We start from the raw sequence: 17206 nt of genomic DNA on the forward strand, positions 1-17206 counted from the left end.
TCAGCTGCCGGCACCGCCGATCCGACTGCGCCGCATCAGCCTGAGCGTCAGGTTGCGTCCGCAGCGCAGAACCGGATACAGCAGGCGCGAAAGGGTGCGCGAGCGGAACAGCGCGCCGTTGATGCGGTTGAACAGGCCGGAAGGCGTACTCAACAGTGCAAGCAGGTTCACGCAATCGGCGCCGAAATAGATGGTGGCGCCGTACAGCGTCACCATGCCCTGGTTCAAATCGTAGCCCTCGCTGCGCAGCCGGGCCGCGAGGGCGGGCTTGCCGCGCGCATCCACCAGGTGCACCGTGCCGGCCGACTCGCGCAGGGTGAGCACGCGCACATAGCTGGAGCAGAACGGGCATTCGCCGTCGTAGACGATCACCAGGCCGTCCGGGTACTCAGCCCGCAAGATCGATTCGGTATTCATTGCGGTGGACCTTTCGTTTCAGCGTCCCGGTGTCCGGGGCCAGGCATACGGATTCGATCACCAGGCGGTAGGCGCGCACGCGCCGCATGTCCACGCTGGCGAATGCCTGTTCCACCGACGGCGCGCTCCAGAAATGGTGCGGGTAGAGACGGTTGGACCAGTGTCCTTCCGGCCCCGCCCGGCCTAGCACCTGCCGATGATACGCCCTGATGAAGGCGGCGACGCCGGCGCCGTCCCACACGGCTTCAATGGCGGGCGCCGTGCTGGTGAAGTCGCAGCGGTAGGATTGCCGCAGGATGGCGGACGAGAAGGTGCCGCCATTGGTGGCGGTTGGCAGGTATTCTCCCGGCGGCAGCCCGAAGCTCATATGGGCGATGGGATAGGAGTAGAAGCCGAAGGCGGTGGACGGCATGCGCGCGCTGGTGCCGTCCGCCAGTTCGACCTCGAAATGCGCCTCGTTGACCGCCAGGCTGTCATACCAGCCCAGCTTCGCCGTGTTGGCGAACAGCGGGGCGAGCGCAATGGCCAGCGCGCCCGCCGCGCCGGTTTTCCAGTTGAAGGCGCTGCGTGGCAGTTGCGACACCGCCGCGATGATGGCCAGGTTCACCATGAACCAGGTCCAGAAATTGGCGCCGACCAGCACGAAGATCCCGAGGTGCATCAGGTCGAACAGGGCGAACAGCACCAGCAGCACGCGGCGGCTGGTGAACACCAGCAGCGCCGCCAGCTGGATCAGGAACACGCCCACCGCAAACGGCCTGCCCACGAACGCCAGCAGCGCGCTCACTGCGCCGGTGAGCGCGCGCCAGTCACCCCACAGGAGCTGCTTGTTATGCAGTGCGATATGGTAGATGTTGCGGTTCTCGTTGTTGAGCGCCCAGTCCAGCAGCCCGCCGTCCAGGCCGCCCTTGGCCAGCGAGGAGTGAAAATAATTCGCCGCCTGCATGGCCACGGCGATCAACAGGATGGTCCAGTACGGGGTATCGCCGGCAAGGCCTGTCCGGCCCGGCCAGCAGCGCTTTGCCAGCTCCAGCGTGGCCAGTGAGAGCGCCAGGTACACCGGCAGCTGGATCAGGGGATACACGTCCAGCATGGTATGGAAGGGAAACCCTGTGATGTAGCCCGCCGCGTGCTTGATCCAGTAGACGTAGAAGCCGCAGTACAGCAGCCAGGCGGGCCGGCGCATGGCCAGCAGCGCGGCCAGGCCGGCGCTCAGCCACGCCAGGTTCAGGATGAACTGGCTCCAGCCCTTGAAATCGTGGGCGGCGGCGGGAATCGCAGGGTAGAGCAGCACGCTGTACAAGCCGCAGGCGATGCCGAGGCCGCGCATGAGCGTGCGCAGTGCGAGGGGCACGCCATCATAGGTGACGCGCGACGCTGCGGTGCAGGCGGCAATCGCGGCCAGCAGTGCGGGCAGGATGCTAGAGGGATACCAGCGCAGCAAGTTCTCGGCCAGCCACCAGGCCTGGAATACGGTCAGGGAGGCCAGGGCAACGCCGGCCGCGGTGATGGCGTCGCCGGCCGGCACAAGGCGCATCGCGGGCGGCGCTGCCGCGCCAGGCGTAGACGGTTCCATGAGGCTTCCTTTGTCCGGGATGTAAAACACTAACCGCCGTCCGCGCCGCCCGTCCACCGCAACGAACAGGTTTCATGACCATGCTCAATACGGTAGAATCGCGGCATTACGTGAATGGTGCCCTCCCGCTTGTCGGCCGGAGGGTGAAACGGGAAGCCGGTGACGCGCGCGATTTTCATCTCGCGCCAGTCCGGCGCAGCCCCCGCTGCTGTATGCCTGACGACTTCGATCGAACGCCACTGTGCACTGCACGGGAAGGCAGGGTTGAGGAAGGATGAAGGCCAGCCAGAAGACCGGCCAGTCACGAAGATTGCGCAAAGCCCGGGGTGTGGTTTTGCCTGTTTTCCTGCGCGCCTGGCGCGCAGCTACTGGTTAAAGTTCAAATTGAGCACTTCCATACTGCTGCGGCTGGCCGCAGTGCTGCTGTGCGTTTGCGCTTGTGCGCATGCGTCGGCAGCCACCCTGTTCGCCATCGTCACCGAGCGTGCGGCGCCTGCCGCCATCGAGGCCGCACACCACCACCTGGCCAGCCACCCGCAGGACCGCATCATGCTGCGCACCCCCGCGCAATGGATGGCCGCCAGCGACCGCGAAGCCGCCCTGTGGATCAGGCAGGCCGACACCGTGCTGGCCGTCTCGCTGTTCGGCGATCCTGCGCGCCGCCTGAAGGAAGTGCTGCCGCGCCACGCCAGGGCGCAGACGCCGGTGCTGGCCTTCAACGGCGAAGCCAGCCTCAGTCTGATGAGCCGCGACCCGCGCGCCAGCCTGCATAACTTTTCGCCGGACACGCTGCGCGAGCTGTCTTCCGAAACGCCATCCCCGGCAGCCCTGAAGGCAGCGCAGGCCGATCCGGCCGCCAGCCGCTGGCTGGCCGCGCGCCGCGTGTGGCAGGCGGGCGGCACGGACAACACGGCGGCGCTGTTCGCGCACCTGCTCAATCCTGCCGTGGCGCTGGCCGGCCCGCAGCCCGAGCCCACGCTGCGCCTGCGTGCGGGCGGGCGTGAGCTGGTGGATGCGGCGGCGTGGGGCAAGGCGGCGCAACTGGGACTGCAAGCGCAGCCCACCGTGGTGGTGCTGGACCTGTCGAACATGGACAGCGCGGTGCCCGCCGCCGTCTGCCGGCGCATCGAGCAGCGCGGCCAGCCCTGCGTGCAGGTGCTCACGCGCTGGGGCGGAGCCTCGCGCGAAGCGCTGGAGCGCCTGCCGGAACTGGTCGCGCCCGCGCAGCCGGCGGCGCTGGTGGTACTGCAGGACTTCGTGGTGGGCGCGGCCGAGGGCCGCGAAGCCGTGACGGAAGCGTTCAAGCGCCTGAATGTGCCGGTGTTCAAGGCCATCCGCCTGTCGGACCGTACCGCCGTGCAGTGGCGCCTGTCGCCGGACGGCCTGCCGGCGGATTCGGTGCAGTACCGCGTGGCGCTGCCCGAACTGCAGGGCATAGGCCAGCCCATCGTGGTGGCCGCGCTGGGCCAGGCGCAGAAGGACACGCAGACCGGCATCGAGAACCGCCCGCCGGTGGTGCTGGCCGAAGAGGCCGACCGCCTGTCCGCGCGCGTGGGCCGCTGGCTGGCACTGCGCGGCAAAGCCAACCGCGACAAGCGCGTGGCGCTGATCTACTACAACCATCCGCCCGGCCGGCAGAACATCGGCGCCGACAACCTGGACGTGCCGGCCTCGCTGTTCGACATGCTGCAGGCGATGAAGGGCGCCGGCTACACGGTTGGCACGCTGCCCGAGTCGCCGCAGGCGCTGCTGGACATGATCATGGCGCACGGCGTGAACCTGCCGGAGGACCGCGCCGCGCTGCGTGAGCTGAGCGGCACCGTGAACAGCGTCAGCGCGGCCGACTATGCGCGCTGGTTCGGCACGCTGCCGCCGCGCGTGCAGGGCGAGATGACCAGCGGTCTGCTGGGCCGCCTGCACGCCGACATGCTGGAGGCCGAGGCCAGCGGCGAGGGCGCGCTGGGACGCAAGCAGGCCGAGGTCATCATCAAGGAATTGCAGCACCTGGTGGAAGGCGCCGACCATCCGCAACGCGAAGCGGCGATCCGCGACCTGGCTGCGCTGGCGGACGGCTACCACGCCTGCCTGGACCCGGCGGCCATCGGCGCGCGGGCCGTGAAAGGTAAAGGCGGCTGCGCCGCGCTGGCGCCGCTCAGCAAGCGCCTGTCCGGCTATGGCATCGAAGGCTTGAAAGGCTGGGGCCCGGCGCCAGGCAGGATCATGGTGGACAGCGGCAAGCTGCTGGTGCCCGGCCTGGTGTTCGGCAATGTCTTCATTGGCCCGCAGCCGCCGCGCGGCTGGGAAGTGGACGAAGAGCTGCTGCACGCGAATACCAGCATCACGCCGCCGCACCAGTACCTGGGCTACTACCACTGGCTGCGCGACCGTTTCAAGGCGGATGCGCTGGTGCACGTTGGCCGGCACTCCACTTACGAGTTCTTGCCCGGCAAGGCGGTCGGCCTGAGCTCGGACGACTATCCCAGCCTGATCGCGGGCGACCTGCCCGGCATCTATCCCTACATCGTCGATGGCGTGGGCGAAGGCACGCAAGCCAAGCGGCGCGGCCTGGCCGTGATTGTCGACCACCTGACCCCGCCGCTGGCCGCCACGCCGCTGTACGACGAACTGCTGGCCCTGCGCCAGGTGGTGGAGAGTTTCGAGGCGGCCAGTTCGGAATCGCTCAAGTCGCAGGCGGCTGCGCTGATGCGCGAGCGCGTCAATGCGCTGAACCTGAAGGCCGAACTGGAAGCGTCGATGGCGGACGTGCTGGCCGTGCGCGGCATCGGCTTCGACGCGGCCGACGACGATTTGCTGGCGCACGAGGTGGGCCACTACCTGACCAAGCTGCAGGAGAAATTCATGCCCCACGGCCTGCACATTTTCGGCCGTCCGTGGAAACAGGAATCGATCGACCTGATGCTCGATTCGATGAAGAAGGGCGGCATCGAGGGCGCGGACATCGCGGCCAAACTGGGCGACTCGCCGCGCCGCGAAATGCTGGCGCTGCTGGCCGGGCTGGATGGCGAATACATCGAGCCGGGCAAGGGCAACGACCCGCTGCGCTCGCCCGAAGCACTGCCTACCGGCCGCAACTTCCATGCGGTCGACGGCGACATCCTGCCGACCCGCCTGGGCTACCAGCTGGGCGAGCGCATGGCCGCCAAGGCCGACGCCCGCAATGCATCGGGCGGTGCTGCCGGCAGTTCCGCCGGCAAAGGTAGCGAAGGCATCATCCTGTGGGCCTCGGACGCGGTGCGCGACGAGGGCGTGATGGTGGCGTTTGCGCTGGCCATGATGGGCGCGGAGCCCGTGTGGAACGCGCGCGGCATCGTCACCGACGTGAAGCTGAAGCCGGGCGCCGTGCGGCGCGACGCGCTGGTCACCACCTCCGGCCTGTTCCGCGACCTGTACCCGAACCTGATCCGCCTGATCGACCGCGCCGGGCGCATGGCGCTGGCCGCGTCGGCCAATGCGCTGGCCGAGCGCGATCCGGCCCTGAAGGAAGCCTTGCAGGCCGCGCTGGCGCCTGTGCCGGGTGCCGCCTGGGGCAGCGAAGACGCCGCCCAGAACCGGGTGGCGCGGGAGTGGCTGGTGCGCCAGCGCGCGCTGGCGGCTACCGGCATGTCCGCAGCCGACGCGGGCCGCGCCGCCGCGCAGCGCATATTCGGCGACGCGCCGGGCGCGTACGGCGCCGGCGTGAACCGCCTGACCGAACGTTCCGGCGCCTGGCGCGAGCGCGACGAAATCGGCCGCGCCTACCGCAACCGCATGGGCCACGCCTACGGCCTGGACGCCAGCGGCGAAGCTGCCCATGCCGCCTTCGACGTCGCGCTGGACGGCATCGAGCGCACCTATCACGGCCGCGCCAGCAATCTGTACGGCCTGCTCGACAACAACGACGCCTTCGATTACCTGGGCGGCCTGTCGCTGGCTATCGAAGGCCGCACCGGCCGCGTGCCGGAAGCGATGATCTTGCAGCACGCGCAGCCCGGCCGCGCGGACGTGGAGCCGCTGGCGTCCGCCCTGCTGGGCGAGCTGCGCGGACGGTTCCTGAACCCGGCCTGGCTCAAGCCGCTGATGGGCCACGGTTACGCCGGTGCGCGCACCATGGGGCAGGAGTTCCTGGAGAACCTGTGGGGCTGGCAGGTAACGCGGCCGGACCTGGTGAAGAACTGGGCGTGGGACGAGGTGAAGTCGGTGTACTTCGACGATGCGCACAAGCTCGGCCTGCCGCAGTTCCTCGGCCAGCAGCACAACGCGCACGTCAAGGCGCATATGCTGGCCATCTTCATGGTGGCGGCCGAGAAGGGCTTCTGGAAAACCGACCCCGCCACCATCAAGCGGATGGGCGGCGAGCTGGCGCAGCTGGTGGCGAAGAACGGGTTGCCTGGCAGTGGCCACGCGGCGCCCAACCATCCGATGTGGGACTGGCTGGCGCCGCAGCTGGACGGTGCGGACGCCGCTGCGCTGGGCGTTACCCTGGCCAAGGCGCGCGGCCAGATGCTGCCCGCCGACAGCGCCGCCGCTGCAGCCGACGCCGGAGCGCACGCCCCCGCGGCTGCCGCGCCGGCTGCCGCCGCCAAGTCCTCCGCTGCCAGATCCGCCGCTGCCAAGTCCGCCGCCAGCGCCGCTGCCGCTGCCACTGTGGACGCCGCTGCCGCCGCCCCGGACGCCGCCGAACCGCCTTCCGCCGCCGAAGCCGCCGCGCGCGTCTACGAATTGCACCAGAAAGCCGTACCGCCAGAGGCGCCCGCCGTGCAGGCCGCCAAGCTGCTCGGCGCACTGGCCGCCTTGCTGGCCCTGTTCTCGCTCGGCCTGTGGCGCGGACGTCATATACCTCAACCTGTTAGGAGTTCCCCATGATCGAAACCCTGTCCTACGCCTGGCTGCATGACGCGGTCAGCTGGCTGCTCGCCCCGGCGCTGGCCACTTTGCTGCTCGGCTGCGCCATCGCGGTAGTGGAAGCGGGCATCGCCGTCGGCGAACGCTTCCACGGCCTGGCCAAGCTGGGCGCCAGCGGCAACGTGGCGCACGTGCAGGCCGTCGCCCGCCACCGCCTGGAACGCGCCGACCTGCTGGCGCGCATCCCGCCGATGCTGGGCCTGATGGCCACCATCATCCCGCTCGGGCCCGGCCTGGCCGCGCTCGGCCAGGGCGACCCCGCCAAGCTGGCCAGCGCCGTGACGGTGGCTTTCGACGCCACCGTGCTTGGCCTGGTGGCCGGCATCGGCGGCCTGGTGATCGGCAAGCTGCGCCGCCGCTGGTACGAAGAAACGCTGGAAGCCATGGAACAGCCGATGGAACAGCCGATGGAGCACAGCGCATGAGCGGCCAGCCCGCCCGCCAGCGCATGCGCCTCTATTCCCGACTGGACGCCCGCTTCGACGACAGCGACGAAGACCCGCGCGCCAGCCTGGTCAACCTGGTGGACGTGATGCTGGTCTTCGCCTGCGGCCTGATCGCCGCCATCGCCGGCACGCAGGGCGCGCTCAAAGCGCCCCAGCCGGTCGAGAAGGGCCGCCAGATCGAACGCCCTGCTGAAGGCGTCAGCCAGAACGGCAGCGGCTACGACCGCGTCGGCGAAGTCTTCCGCGACCCCAAGACCGGCCAGCTGGTGCTGATCGAACCATCCAGGAAAAAATAAGCTTCACGATGAAACAGAACAGGGTCCGCCACCCCATCCATCCCATCGCCGCCGCCATTGCATTGCTGTGCTGCGCCACGGCCGGCGCCCAGCAAACGGACGCCATGCCCACCGTGACCGTCTCCGCAGCACCCGTGCAGGAGGGCCTCGGGCTGGCGCGTGAGAACGCCACCGCCAGCCGCCTGAATCTCAGCGCGCAGGACATGCCCGCCAGCGTGGAGTCGCTCAGCACCGCCGCCATGCAGGCGCGCGGCGACCTGCAGGTGAAGGACGCCGTTACCCGAAGCACCGGCTTGACCGACATCAGTTCGCCGGGCAACGGCATCGCCTACTCCGCGCGCGGCTTCAGCGGCAACAACGCCATCGCCATGCTGGAGAACGGCCAGCGCCTGCTGGTGGGTTCGGGCACGGCCACCTACCCGTCCGACCCGTGGGGCTATGACTACATCGAAGTGCTGCGCGGCCCCGGTTCCGTGGTGTACGGCAGCGGCAGCACCGGCGCCACCATCAACGCGGTGCGCAAGGCGCCGCAGCGGGCCGCGTCGTTCGAAGCCATGGCCGGCATCGGCGGCGGCAAGGCCCTGCGCGCGGGCGCGGGCGGCACCGGCGCCATTGGCGGGAAGGGCGCCTTCCGCTTGGACGCCTACGCCGACCGCAGCGACGGCTTCGTCGACCGGGGCGAGGCGCGCCACGGCAAGCTGCTCACCAGCCTGGCCTACGCGCTGACGCCGGACCTGGACCTGGACGCCCAGCTGGACCATGCCGAACAAAAGCCGCAGCGCTACTTCGGCACGCCGCTGGTCAACGGCCGGCTCGCGGGCCAGCTGCGCAACGAGAACTACAACGTGGGCGACGCCGACATCGAATACGTGGACGACAAGGCCGTGGCGCGCCTCACCTGGCGCGTGTCGCCGGCGCTCACCGTCAGCAACGAGCTGGCCTACATGAAGGCGCGCCGCAACTGGCGCAACGCCGAGTATTACGTCTACAACCCGGCCGCCAACGTGGTGGAACGCAGCGACTACATCGCCATCCAGCACCGCCAGGAGCAAACCGCCAACCGCCTGGAAGCGCGCTGGAACGCGGGCGCCAACAGGCTGGTAACGGGCTGGGAAGCGGCCACCATCAACTTCCAGCATACGAACAATTCACCCTACGGCGGCAGCTCCACCGTGGCGCCCACCGGCTTCCATCCAGGCGTATTCGACAGCCCCGATCCACTGCGCCCCAACTTCGCCACCGATACCGCCACCAACGCGTTCTACATCGAGGATGCGTACAGCCTGAGTGAAAGCCTGCTGCTCCTGGCCGGCGCGCGGCATGACCGCTACGAAGTGGACCGGGTCAGTCTGCAGGGCGCGGCGGGCTTCAGCGCCACGCTCGCGTCGAACTCGGCGCGGCTGGGCCTCACCTGGAAGCTGGCGCCGCATACTTCGCTGTACGGCCAGTTCAGCAGCGGCAGCGATCCGTTGACCAGCCTCCTGTCGCTGAACCTGGCCAACGCCCGCTATAAGCTTACGCGATCGCGCCAGGCGGAGGGCGGCGTCAAGCAGTCGCTGGCCAACGGCAAGGCCGAATGGACCGCCGCGCTGTACCGCATCCGCAAGGACGACATCATCACGCGCGACCCGTCCAACCCGGCGCAGTCGATCCAGGGCGGTTCGCAAACCTCGCAAGGCGCGGAGTTCAGCGCCGCTGTGAGCCTGGCCTCCGCATGGCGCATCGACGCCAACCTGGCCTACACCGACGCACAGTTCGACCGGCTGCTCGAAGGCGGCAACGTCTCGCGTGCCGGCAAGCGTCCGCCGGACGTGCCGGCCACCTCGGCCAACCTGTGGCTTGCCTACAAGGCCGATGCCTGGCGCGCAGGCGCAGGCGCGCGCTACGTCGGCAAGCGCTTCATCGACAACGGCAACACGCAGGCGCTGCCGGCCTACACCGTGATCGACGCCGCGCTGGGCTGGAACCTCAACCGCCATGTGCTGGTGCAGCTGAACCTGCGCAACCTGGCGGACAGGCTGTATGCCAGCACGTCCTATAGCGACAGCCAGTACCTGCTGGGCGACCGGCGCCATGCCGAGCTGACCGTGCAGTGGCGCTATTGACCTGCTGAGCGCCTGGATGATGGGATCGTGGAAGCGCCAGCTGCACTTGTGGCACCGCTGGCTGGGCATTGTTGTCGGCTTGCTGGTGCTGCTGTGGTTCGGTTCGGGCATCGTCATGATGTATGTGCCGTATCCGGCGCTGACCGAGCAGGAACGCATGGCGTGGCTGGCGCCGATCGACGCCGCCAGGGTGCGGTTCAGCGCCTGGGACGCGTGGCGGGCCACGGCGCAGCCGGGCGCGCCGGAAGCCGTGCGGCTGACTACCGTGGCGGGCAGGCCGGCGTATCACTTCGAGACGGGCCAGGGCCTGCATTCGGTGTGGGCCGACAGCGGCGCGGTGCTGCGCGTGACCGACGACGTGGCCATCGCGGCCGCGCTGTCGGCCACGGTCTCCGCCACCCCGTCCGCCACTCCGTCCGCTGCGACAACCAGCAAGCCGGCCGTCTCGCAGATCGAGCTTGACCAGTGGACCTTCGGCCGCGTGGCCGCGCATCGCCCGCTGTACCGGGTGGACGCCGGCGACGCCGCAGGCAGCGTGCTGTACGTCTCCGGCCGCACCGGTGAACTGGTGCGCGACACCACGCGCAGCGAACGCGCCTGGAACTGGGCTGGCTCGGTGCTGCACTGGATTTATTTCACGCCGCTGCGCACGCACGGCGAGCCGTGGCGGCTGGTGGTCATGTGGACCTCCGCCATCGCGCTGCTGCTGGCCGTGACCGGCATGGTGCTGGGCATCCAGCGCTTGCGCCTGCGTCCGCGCTACGCCAGCGGGGCACGTTCGCCATACGGGGGCTGGCAAGCCTGGCACCACTGGCTTGGCCTCACGCTGGGCACCTTCACGCTCACCTGGCTGTTCAGCGGCTGGCTTTCCGTTACGCCCTTCGGCTGGCTGGCTTCGCCCGGCATCACCGCGCAGGACAGGCTGGCCTTCGCCGGCGGTCCGCTGGAGCGCGACGACCTCACCGTGGCGGCGGCCGACGCGGTGCGCGCCTACCCCGGCGTGCTGGAACTGGAATGGCGGCGTGTGGGCGGCAAACTGTATCTGGCGGCGCTGGAGCGCACCGGCCGCCAGCTGCTGGATGGCCACTGCCTGGAAGCCGTCGGCGCGCTCCCGGCGGACGCACTGCTGCGCGCAGTGCAGGCCGTGCGGCCCGACGCACCGGTGGCCGATGCCGCCATGCTCACCAGCGGCGACCACTACTACTACAGCCACCACAACCAGGCCGCCTTCCCCGTGCTGCGCGTGCAATTCCAGCTGCCCGGCGACGTCACCTTCTACGCCGATCCGATGCAGGGCCAGCTTGCAGGCTACGCCGACAGCAAGAGCAAGTGGAACCGCTGGCTGTTCAATGGCCTGCACCAACTGGACTTTGCCGCGGCGGTCCGCGCACGCCCCGCCTGGGACGTGCTGGTGGCCTCGCTGTGCGTGCTTGGCGCGATGCTGAGCGCAACCGGCGTGGTGCTGGGCTGGCGCCGCCTGCGCAGGCGCAAGCGCACCGCCTGACGGGGGCGCTCCCTGGCCGCGAGGTGGCTACTACGTGGCTGCTACGTGGCTGCTAGGTGGCTGCTATGTGGGCCTACTTGGCCGCCACCGCCTCCACCTGGATGCGCAGTCCCACGTCCATCGAGAAGCCGTAGTCCTTGCCTGCCGCCAGACCGAAGTCCTCGCGGTTGAAGGTGGCTGCCGCGTCGGCGCCGCACAGCTCGCGCTTCAGCATGGGATGCGGGATGCATTTGAAGCGGTTCAGCTTGAGCGTGAGCGGCTTAGTCACGCCCATCATGGTCAGCTGGCCCTGGACTTCGGTGGGCTCGCCGTTGGCGAAATTGAGCTTGCCGGTGTAGTGCGCGGTCTTGCCGCGCTTTTTCACGTCGAAGAAGTCTTTGCCCTGGGCCCATTTGTTGAGCAGGTCTTCGCCGAAGTCGATGCTGGACAGGTCCATGGTGATATCCACCGTGCCTTGCCCTGCTTCGCGGTCCAGCACAACCTTGCCGCTGTTCTTGTTGATCTTCCCGCGCCAGAACGAAACCCCCATGTGGTCCGCTTCGAAGCTGGGGAAGGTGTGGTGCGGGTCGATGTCGTAGGTCACCGGGGCGGCGCTGGCCAGGCCGCTGGCGAAGAGGGTGGCAAACAGCATGCTGCGGAACTTCATGGGCGTCTCCTGTTGTGGGGGGGGCTCCAGTCTACAACGCGGTCTCGTAGCCTTCCAGCACATTCACCACGTTCACGCCCAGTTCCTTCACTGCGTAGCCGCCTTCGAACACGAAGGCGGTGGGCAGGCCGAGCCAGGCCAGGCGCTCGCCGATGCGCAGGTAGTCCGCGCTTTGCAGCGCGAAGTGCGACAGCGGATCGCCGGCGAAGGTGTCCACGCCCAGCGACACCACCAGCGCATCCGGCGCGTACATCTGCAGGCGCAGGCAGGCCGTCTCCAGCGCGGCGAACCAGGCCTGCGTGCTGCTGCCGTGCGCCAGCGGCAGGTTCACGTTGAAGCCCAGGCCCGCGCCGGCGCCGGTTTCGTCGGCGTGGCCGAGGTAGAACGGATACTCCTGGCGCGGGTCGGCATGGATGGAGACGAACAGCACGTCGTTGCGGTCGTAGAAGATGCTCTGCGTGCCGTTGCCGTGGTGGTAGTCGATGTCGAGGATGGCGACCTTGCGCGCGCCGTCGTCCAGCAGGTGCTGGGCCGCCAGCGCGGCGTTGTTCAGGAAGCAGTAGCCGCCGAAGAAGTCCGCCCCGGCGTGGTGGCCGGGAGGACGCGTCAGCGCGAAGGTGCTGCGCTCGCCCAGGCGCAGCGCGTGCGCCGCGTTCACCGCGCAGTCGGCGCCGGTCTTGGCGGCGGTCCAGGTGCCGGCTGTGATGGGCGTGCCGCTGTCCATCGAATACAGGCCGAGTTTTGCGCAGAAGTTGTCCGGCTCGATGTCCGAGCGCAGCGAGCGCACCGGCCACACGGCGGGGAAGGCGTCCTTGCCGGCGTTGGCCGGGTCCAGCGCCAGCCATTCGTTCCAGGCGCCGCGCAGGAAGTGCAGGTAGCGCGGCGTGTGCACGCGCTCCAGCGTCATCAGCGGCACGCCGTGCGGGGTGACGATCTTGCCCAGGCCGCGCCGGCCCAGTTCGGCCAGCACGGAACCGGCCCGCTCCGGTTTCTCGAAGCAGGGCACCATTTCGCCCCGGAAGATCTCGAAGCGCCCGTGGTGCTGGCCGTGCTGCTCGTTGTAGAAGGTCAGCACGGTGCTAGCCTGCGCCTAAGCGACGTTCTTGCACAGATTGCTGTTGCGGTAGGCCGCCACGAAGTCGTCGAAGCTGCCGGTGTTGGCCGCTTCCATGTCGGCCTGTTCGGCCAGCGAGGACGCCGCCAGCGCTTCGAAGTAGGCCGCTTCTTCGGCGCTTGGCGGATGGCTGCGGAAGTAGGCGGCGTGGCGCTCGCTCTGGGCCAGGCCGAAGGTGCTGAAGGAGCCGCCGTTGGCGCGCAGTTCGCGCAGCACATGGGCGGACGGCGTGCGGTCCGGGTCGTCCAGCTTGGCCGCCTGCACTGCCATCGAGTCGGCATGCGCGCTGTCGCCGCGCTGGCGGTCCAGCAGCTCCGCCACCGGTCGGATGCGCTCCAGCAGTTCGCGGCCCCAGGCCGCCAGCTCCACTTCGGCGCCGTTCTTCTGCAAGGTCAGGCCCGGACGGCGGCCCTCCTTCACGGTGCGCGCGAAGTTTTCAGTGTAGATGCGGCCTTGTTCCTCCGAGATCGCCGGGCTTTCCTCCAGCGCGCAGAACAGCAGGAAGGCGTCCAGGAAGCGGCCCGTTTCCAGGCTGATGCCGACCGGCTCGAACGGGTCCACATCCATGCAACGCACTTCGATGTACTGCACGCCGCGCGAGCACAGCGCCTGGATTGGCCGCTCGCCGCTGCGGATCACGCGCTTGGGCCGTATGGTCGAGTAGTACTCGTTCTCGATCTGGATCACATTGGTGGACAGCTGCACCCATTCGCCGTCCTTCTTGGTGCCGATTTCGGCGTAGGGTGCGTAGGGCTGGTTCACCGCCTTGGTCAGGGTGGCCACATAGCTGTCCAGGCAGTTCTCGTGCGGGCTCAGGCCGGACTGGGCGTCGTTCTGGTAGCCCAGGTCGCTCATGCGCAGGCTGGTGGCGTAGGGCAGGTAAAGCGTGTCGTCCGACAGGTGCTCCAGCTTGTGCGGACGGCCGCGCAGGAAGCTGGACGACAGTGCCGGCGAGGCGCCGAACAGATACATCAGCAGCCAGCTGTAGCGGCGGAAATTGCGGATGGTGGCGAAGTAGCTTTCCGACTGGTAAGCCTTGGCCGACAGCTTGCGCTCCGACGGTTCGCTTTCGTCCAGCAGGCGCCACAGCTGTTCGTCCAGCGAGTAGTTGTAATGGATGCCCGCAATGCACTGCATGGCCTTGCCGTAGCGCAGCGCCAGGCCGCGCCGGTACACATGCTTGAGCATGCCCATATTGGACTTGCCGTACCAGGCGATCTCGATGTCTTCCTCGGCCGGCAGCTGGCAGGGCATGGACTGGCTCCACAGCATTTCGTCGCCCAGCTTGGTGTAGCTGAAGCGGTGGATGGCGTCCAGCTTGTCCAGCGTGATGGCGATGTCGTGCTCGGCCGGCGTGATGAACTCCAGCAGGGTTTCCGCGTAGTCGGTGGTGATCTCGGGGTGGGTGAGCGCCGAGCCCAGCGCTACCGGGTGCGGGGTGCGCGCCAGGTGGCCGGCAGGGTCCACGCGCAGGGTTTCCCGTTCAATGCCGCGCAAGCCGCCGCCCAGCACTGCGCGGTGCTTCTCATCGGCCAGAACGGCCAGGCGGCGCGTCAATAAGTTGGACAATTTGAGCTTCCTTTCTGGTGCAGCAATATAAGATTGGTGCGAGATTAACCGAAAACGGACAAGCGCGTCGGGAACGGCCCAAAAAGCTCGGATTGCTATTTTAACAAAGTGCGCGCAGCCCGCGCGGAACCGCGCGGCGGGCGGCTTTCAGGGGCGGCGGCCGCCGGTCACCCGCTCGATGCCCGCCAGGTCGCGCCAGCTTTGCACCTCAGTGTACCCCTGCGCAGCCAGCAGGGCGCGCACGGACCCGGCCTGGTCATAGCCGTGTTCCATCAGCAGCCAGCAGCCCGCTTCCAGGTGCTGCGGCGCCCCCGCGGCGATGGTGCGCAGGGCGCTCAGGCCGTCCGCGAAATCGGTCAGCGCGCCGCTCGGTTCGAAGCGCAGGTCGCCTTCGGACAGGTGGCGGTCGCCGCTGGCAATGTAGGGGGGATTGGAGACGATCAGGTCGAAGCGCTCGCCGGCGGCGGCGCTGTACCAGTCGCTTTCCAGAAAACGCACCCTGGCCTGGTTCAGGGCGGCATTGCCGCGCGCCACTTCCAGCGCGGCCGGGCTCACGTCCAGCGCGGTCACGGCGGCGTCGGGCCGGCTGTGGGCCAGCGCCACCGCGATGGCGCCGCTGCCGGTGCCCATGTCCAGCACGCGGCCGGACGGCGGCAGGCGCTCCATGGCCAGCTCCACCAGCAGCTCGGTGTCCGGGCGCGGTATCAGCACGGCCGGGCCGACGTTGAACGGCAGCCCGAAGAACTCGCGCTGGCCGACGATGTAAGCGATGGGTTCGCCGTCCAGGCGGCGCTGCAGCAGCGCGCCCAGGCGGGCCGCCTCGTCGGCCGTGAGCATGCGTTCCGATTGCGTGATCAGGCCCACGCGCGTCAGGCCCAGCGCGTGGCAGATCAGGATGCGGTTATCCAGTGGGTCCAGGCGCTGCGGGTAGCCGGTCTGCGCCTGCAATGCGGCGACAGTGGCGCCGGCTGCGATCATTGCGCCCGGCGGCGCAGCAGGGACCAGCCCAGCGCCACGGCAAACAGGCCGAACCACACGAAGGCCCACTGCGGAATCGACATGCCCAGGATGCCCTCGGTGGCGTTCTCGCACAGGCCGTCCGCCTCGAACAGGAAGGGCAGGTAGGTGGCGGTGGGGATCTTGTTCAGCATGGTTTCCATCGGGTCGATACCGCAAGACAAGCCGGGGTGCGCCAGTACGTACAGGTGCTTGCCGGCCACGCCCAGGCCGCCGAGCGCACCCAGCAGGCCGACGCCGGTGCCGATGGCGGTGTTTTTCATGAAGTAGCCGGCCAGGCAGGCGAAGCCGATCAACAGGAACAGGTAGCGCTGGATCACGCACAGCGGGCAGGGCAGCAGATCCACCACGTGCTGCAGATACAGGGCGACGCCGATCAGGCCGAAACAGGCGAGGGCGATGGACAGGAGCAGGGAACGTGGATTCATCATGGAAATGGAAAGATTATAGGCGGGCCAATTCTCGCACAAAGCGGCCTGGCCGCGCCTTAAGCCGGGATTAATCGCCGGGATTGGTCGCCGGGATTAATCCCCCAGCGCCGCCAGCAGCTCGGCCTGGTGCTCGGCGGCCAGCGCATTGGTCAGCTCGGTCAAGTCGCCGTCCATGATGAAGTCCAGCTTGTAGAGGGTGAGGTTGATGCGGTGGTCCGTCATGCGGCCCTGCGGGTAGTTGTAGGTGCGGATGCGCTCGCTGCGGTCGCCCGAGCCGATCAGGCTCTTGCGGGTGGCCGCTTCCTTCGACTGCTGCTCGCGCAGCTGCACGTCCTTGATGCGCGCCGCCAGCACCTTCATGGCCTGCGCCTTGTTCTTGTGCTGCGAGCGGTCATCCTGGCATTCCACCACGATGCCGGTCGGCAAGTGGGTCAGGCGCACGGCCGAGTCGGTTTTGTTGATGTGCTGGCCGCCGGCGCCGGAAGCGCGGAAGGTGTCGATGCGCAGGTCGGCCGGGTTGATGTGCACGTCCTCCACCTCGTCCGCTTCCGGCATCACCGCCACGGTGCAGGCCGAGGTGTGGATGCGGCCCTGGGTTTCGGTGGCCGGCACGCGCTGCACGCGGTGGCCGCCGGATTCGAATTTCAGCTTGGAATACACGCCGTTGCCCACCAGGCGCACGATCACCTCGCGGTAGCCGCCCAGGTCGGACGGCGACTCGGACACCATCTCCACCTGCCAGCGGTTGCGCTCGGCGAAGCGGGTGTACATGCGCAGCAGGTCGCCCGCGAACAGGGCCGACTCGTCGCCGCCGGTGCCGGCGCGGATTTCCAGGAAGATGTTGCGCTCGTCGTTGGCGTCCTTGGGCAACAGCATTTTCTGCAGCTCCAGCTCCAGCCCGGCGAGGCGCTGCTTGCCTGCTTCGATCTCTTCCTGCGCGAATTCCTTCATTTCCGGATCGGCCAGCATGGCTTGCGCCTCGGCGATATCGCCCAGCGCGCCCTGGTAATCCTTGTACAGCGCCACCAGCGGGCCGAGTTCGGCGTGCTCGCGCGTCATTTTGCGGTAGCTGTCCATATTGGAGGTGGCGCCTTCGGACATCAGCAGTTCGTCCAGTTCGGCGAGTCGGTTTGCCAATTGGTCCAGCTTGGCCAGCATCGATGGTTTCATGGGTGCTCTTGAG

13 protein-coding genes and 1 riboswitch are annotated in these 17206 nt (G+C 68.4%); of the genes, 5 read left to right on the plus strand and 8 right to left on the minus strand.

Features of this window, described 5'->3' with window-relative positions; genetic code table 11:
• Both ASC94_RS22325 and ASC94_RS22330 read right to left on the minus strand, forming a co-directional pair.
• Nucleotides 1-417 carry a DCC1-like thiol-disulfide oxidoreductase family protein gene (locus ASC94_RS22325; RefSeq protein WP_056400779.1) on the minus strand — a complete coding sequence of 139 codons (417 nt, stop codon included), beginning with the start codon at nt 415-417 and terminating at the stop codon, nt 1-3.
• A complete protein-coding gene (locus tag ASC94_RS22330; RefSeq protein ID WP_157201547.1) occupies nt 389-1993 on the minus strand; it encodes a hypothetical protein in 1605 nt (534 codons plus the stop codon). Before ASC94_RS22330 ends, ASC94_RS22325 begins: the two co-directional genes overlap by 29 nt.
• Before the next feature lie 98 nt (nt 1994-2091).
• A riboswitch (cobalamin riboswitch) is annotated at nt 2092-2310 on the plus strand.
• A 67-nt stretch (nt 2311-2377) separates the two neighbouring features.
• On the opposite strand from ASC94_RS22330, the gene ASC94_RS22335 reads away from it, so the two are divergent.
• From ASC94_RS22335 to ASC94_RS22355, 5 genes are read left to right on the plus strand one after another with little or no spacing between them, the layout of a single operon-like run.
• Nucleotides 2378-6856 (plus strand): cobaltochelatase subunit CobN, encoded by a 4479-nt coding sequence (locus ASC94_RS22335; protein ID WP_056400785.1) that lies wholly within the window; start codon nt 2378-2380, stop codon nt 6854-6856.
• Nucleotides 6853-7320 carry a MotA/TolQ/ExbB proton channel family protein gene (locus ASC94_RS22340; protein ID WP_056400788.1) on the plus strand — a complete coding sequence of 156 codons (468 nt, stop codon included), beginning with the start codon at nt 6853-6855 and terminating at the stop codon, nt 7318-7320. The genes ASC94_RS22335 and ASC94_RS22340 overlap by 4 nt, the downstream gene beginning before the upstream one ends.
• A complete protein-coding gene (locus ASC94_RS22345; RefSeq protein WP_056400790.1) occupies nt 7317-7637 on the plus strand; it encodes a DUF2149 domain-containing protein in 321 nt (106 codons plus the stop codon). The genes ASC94_RS22340 and ASC94_RS22345 overlap by 4 nt, the downstream gene beginning before the upstream one ends.
• Nucleotides 7638-7645: 8 nt before the next feature.
• Nucleotides 7646-9742, plus strand: a complete 2097-nt coding sequence (locus ASC94_RS22350) for a TonB-dependent siderophore receptor (RefSeq protein WP_056400793.1) — start codon at nt 7646-7648, stop codon at nt 9740-9742.
• Nucleotides 9743-9758: 16 nt separating this feature from the next.
• A complete protein-coding gene (locus tag ASC94_RS22355; protein WP_056400796.1) occupies nt 9759-11246 on the plus strand; it encodes a PepSY domain-containing protein in 1488 nt (495 codons plus the stop codon).
• Nucleotides 11247-11319: 73 nt separating this feature from the next.
• Here the strand turns inward: ASC94_RS22355 and ASC94_RS22360 are convergent, their stop codons facing one another.
• The 6 genes from ASC94_RS22360 to prfA all read right to left on the minus strand — a co-directional run bounded on the left by ASC94_RS22360 (nt 11320) and on the right by prfA (nt 17193).
• A complete protein-coding gene (locus ASC94_RS22360; protein ID WP_056400799.1) occupies nt 11320-11892 on the minus strand; it encodes a YceI family protein in 573 nt (190 codons plus the stop codon).
• A gap of 31 nt (nt 11893-11923) precedes the next feature.
• Nucleotides 11924-12967, minus strand: a complete 1044-nt coding sequence (locus tag ASC94_RS22365) for a histone deacetylase family protein (protein ID WP_056400802.1) — start codon at nt 12965-12967, stop codon at nt 11924-11926.
• Nucleotides 12968-12982: 15 nt separating this feature from the next.
• The gene (gshA, locus tag ASC94_RS22370) at nt 12983-14575 is read right to left on the minus strand and encodes a glutamate--cysteine ligase (protein WP_056400805.1); all 1593 of its coding nucleotides are present in this window, start codon (nt 14573-14575) and stop codon (nt 12983-12985) included.
• Nucleotides 14576-14722: 147 nt separating this feature from the next.
• Nucleotides 14723-15553 (minus strand): peptide chain release factor N(5)-glutamine methyltransferase, encoded by an 831-nt coding sequence (gene prmC / locus ASC94_RS22375; protein WP_056400807.1) that lies wholly within the window; start codon nt 15551-15553, stop codon nt 14723-14725.
• Nucleotides 15550-16023 carry a disulfide bond formation protein B gene (locus ASC94_RS22380; protein WP_056400810.1) on the minus strand — a complete coding sequence of 158 codons (474 nt, stop codon included), beginning with the start codon at nt 16021-16023 and terminating at the stop codon, nt 15550-15552. Before ASC94_RS22380 ends, prmC begins: the two co-directional genes overlap by 4 nt.
• Nucleotides 16024-16116: 93 nt before the next feature.
• The gene (gene prfA / locus ASC94_RS22385; protein ID WP_056400813.1) at nt 16117-17193 is read right to left on the minus strand and encodes a peptide chain release factor 1; all 1077 of its coding nucleotides are present in this window, start codon (nt 17191-17193) and stop codon (nt 16117-16119) included.
• Nucleotides 17194-17206: the final 13 nt, after the last annotated feature.

This window comes from Massilia sp. Root418 (genome assembly GCF_001425265.1).
In the GTDB taxonomy this organism is placed as follows: domain Bacteria; phylum Pseudomonadota; class Gammaproteobacteria; order Burkholderiales; family Burkholderiaceae_D; genus Rugamonas.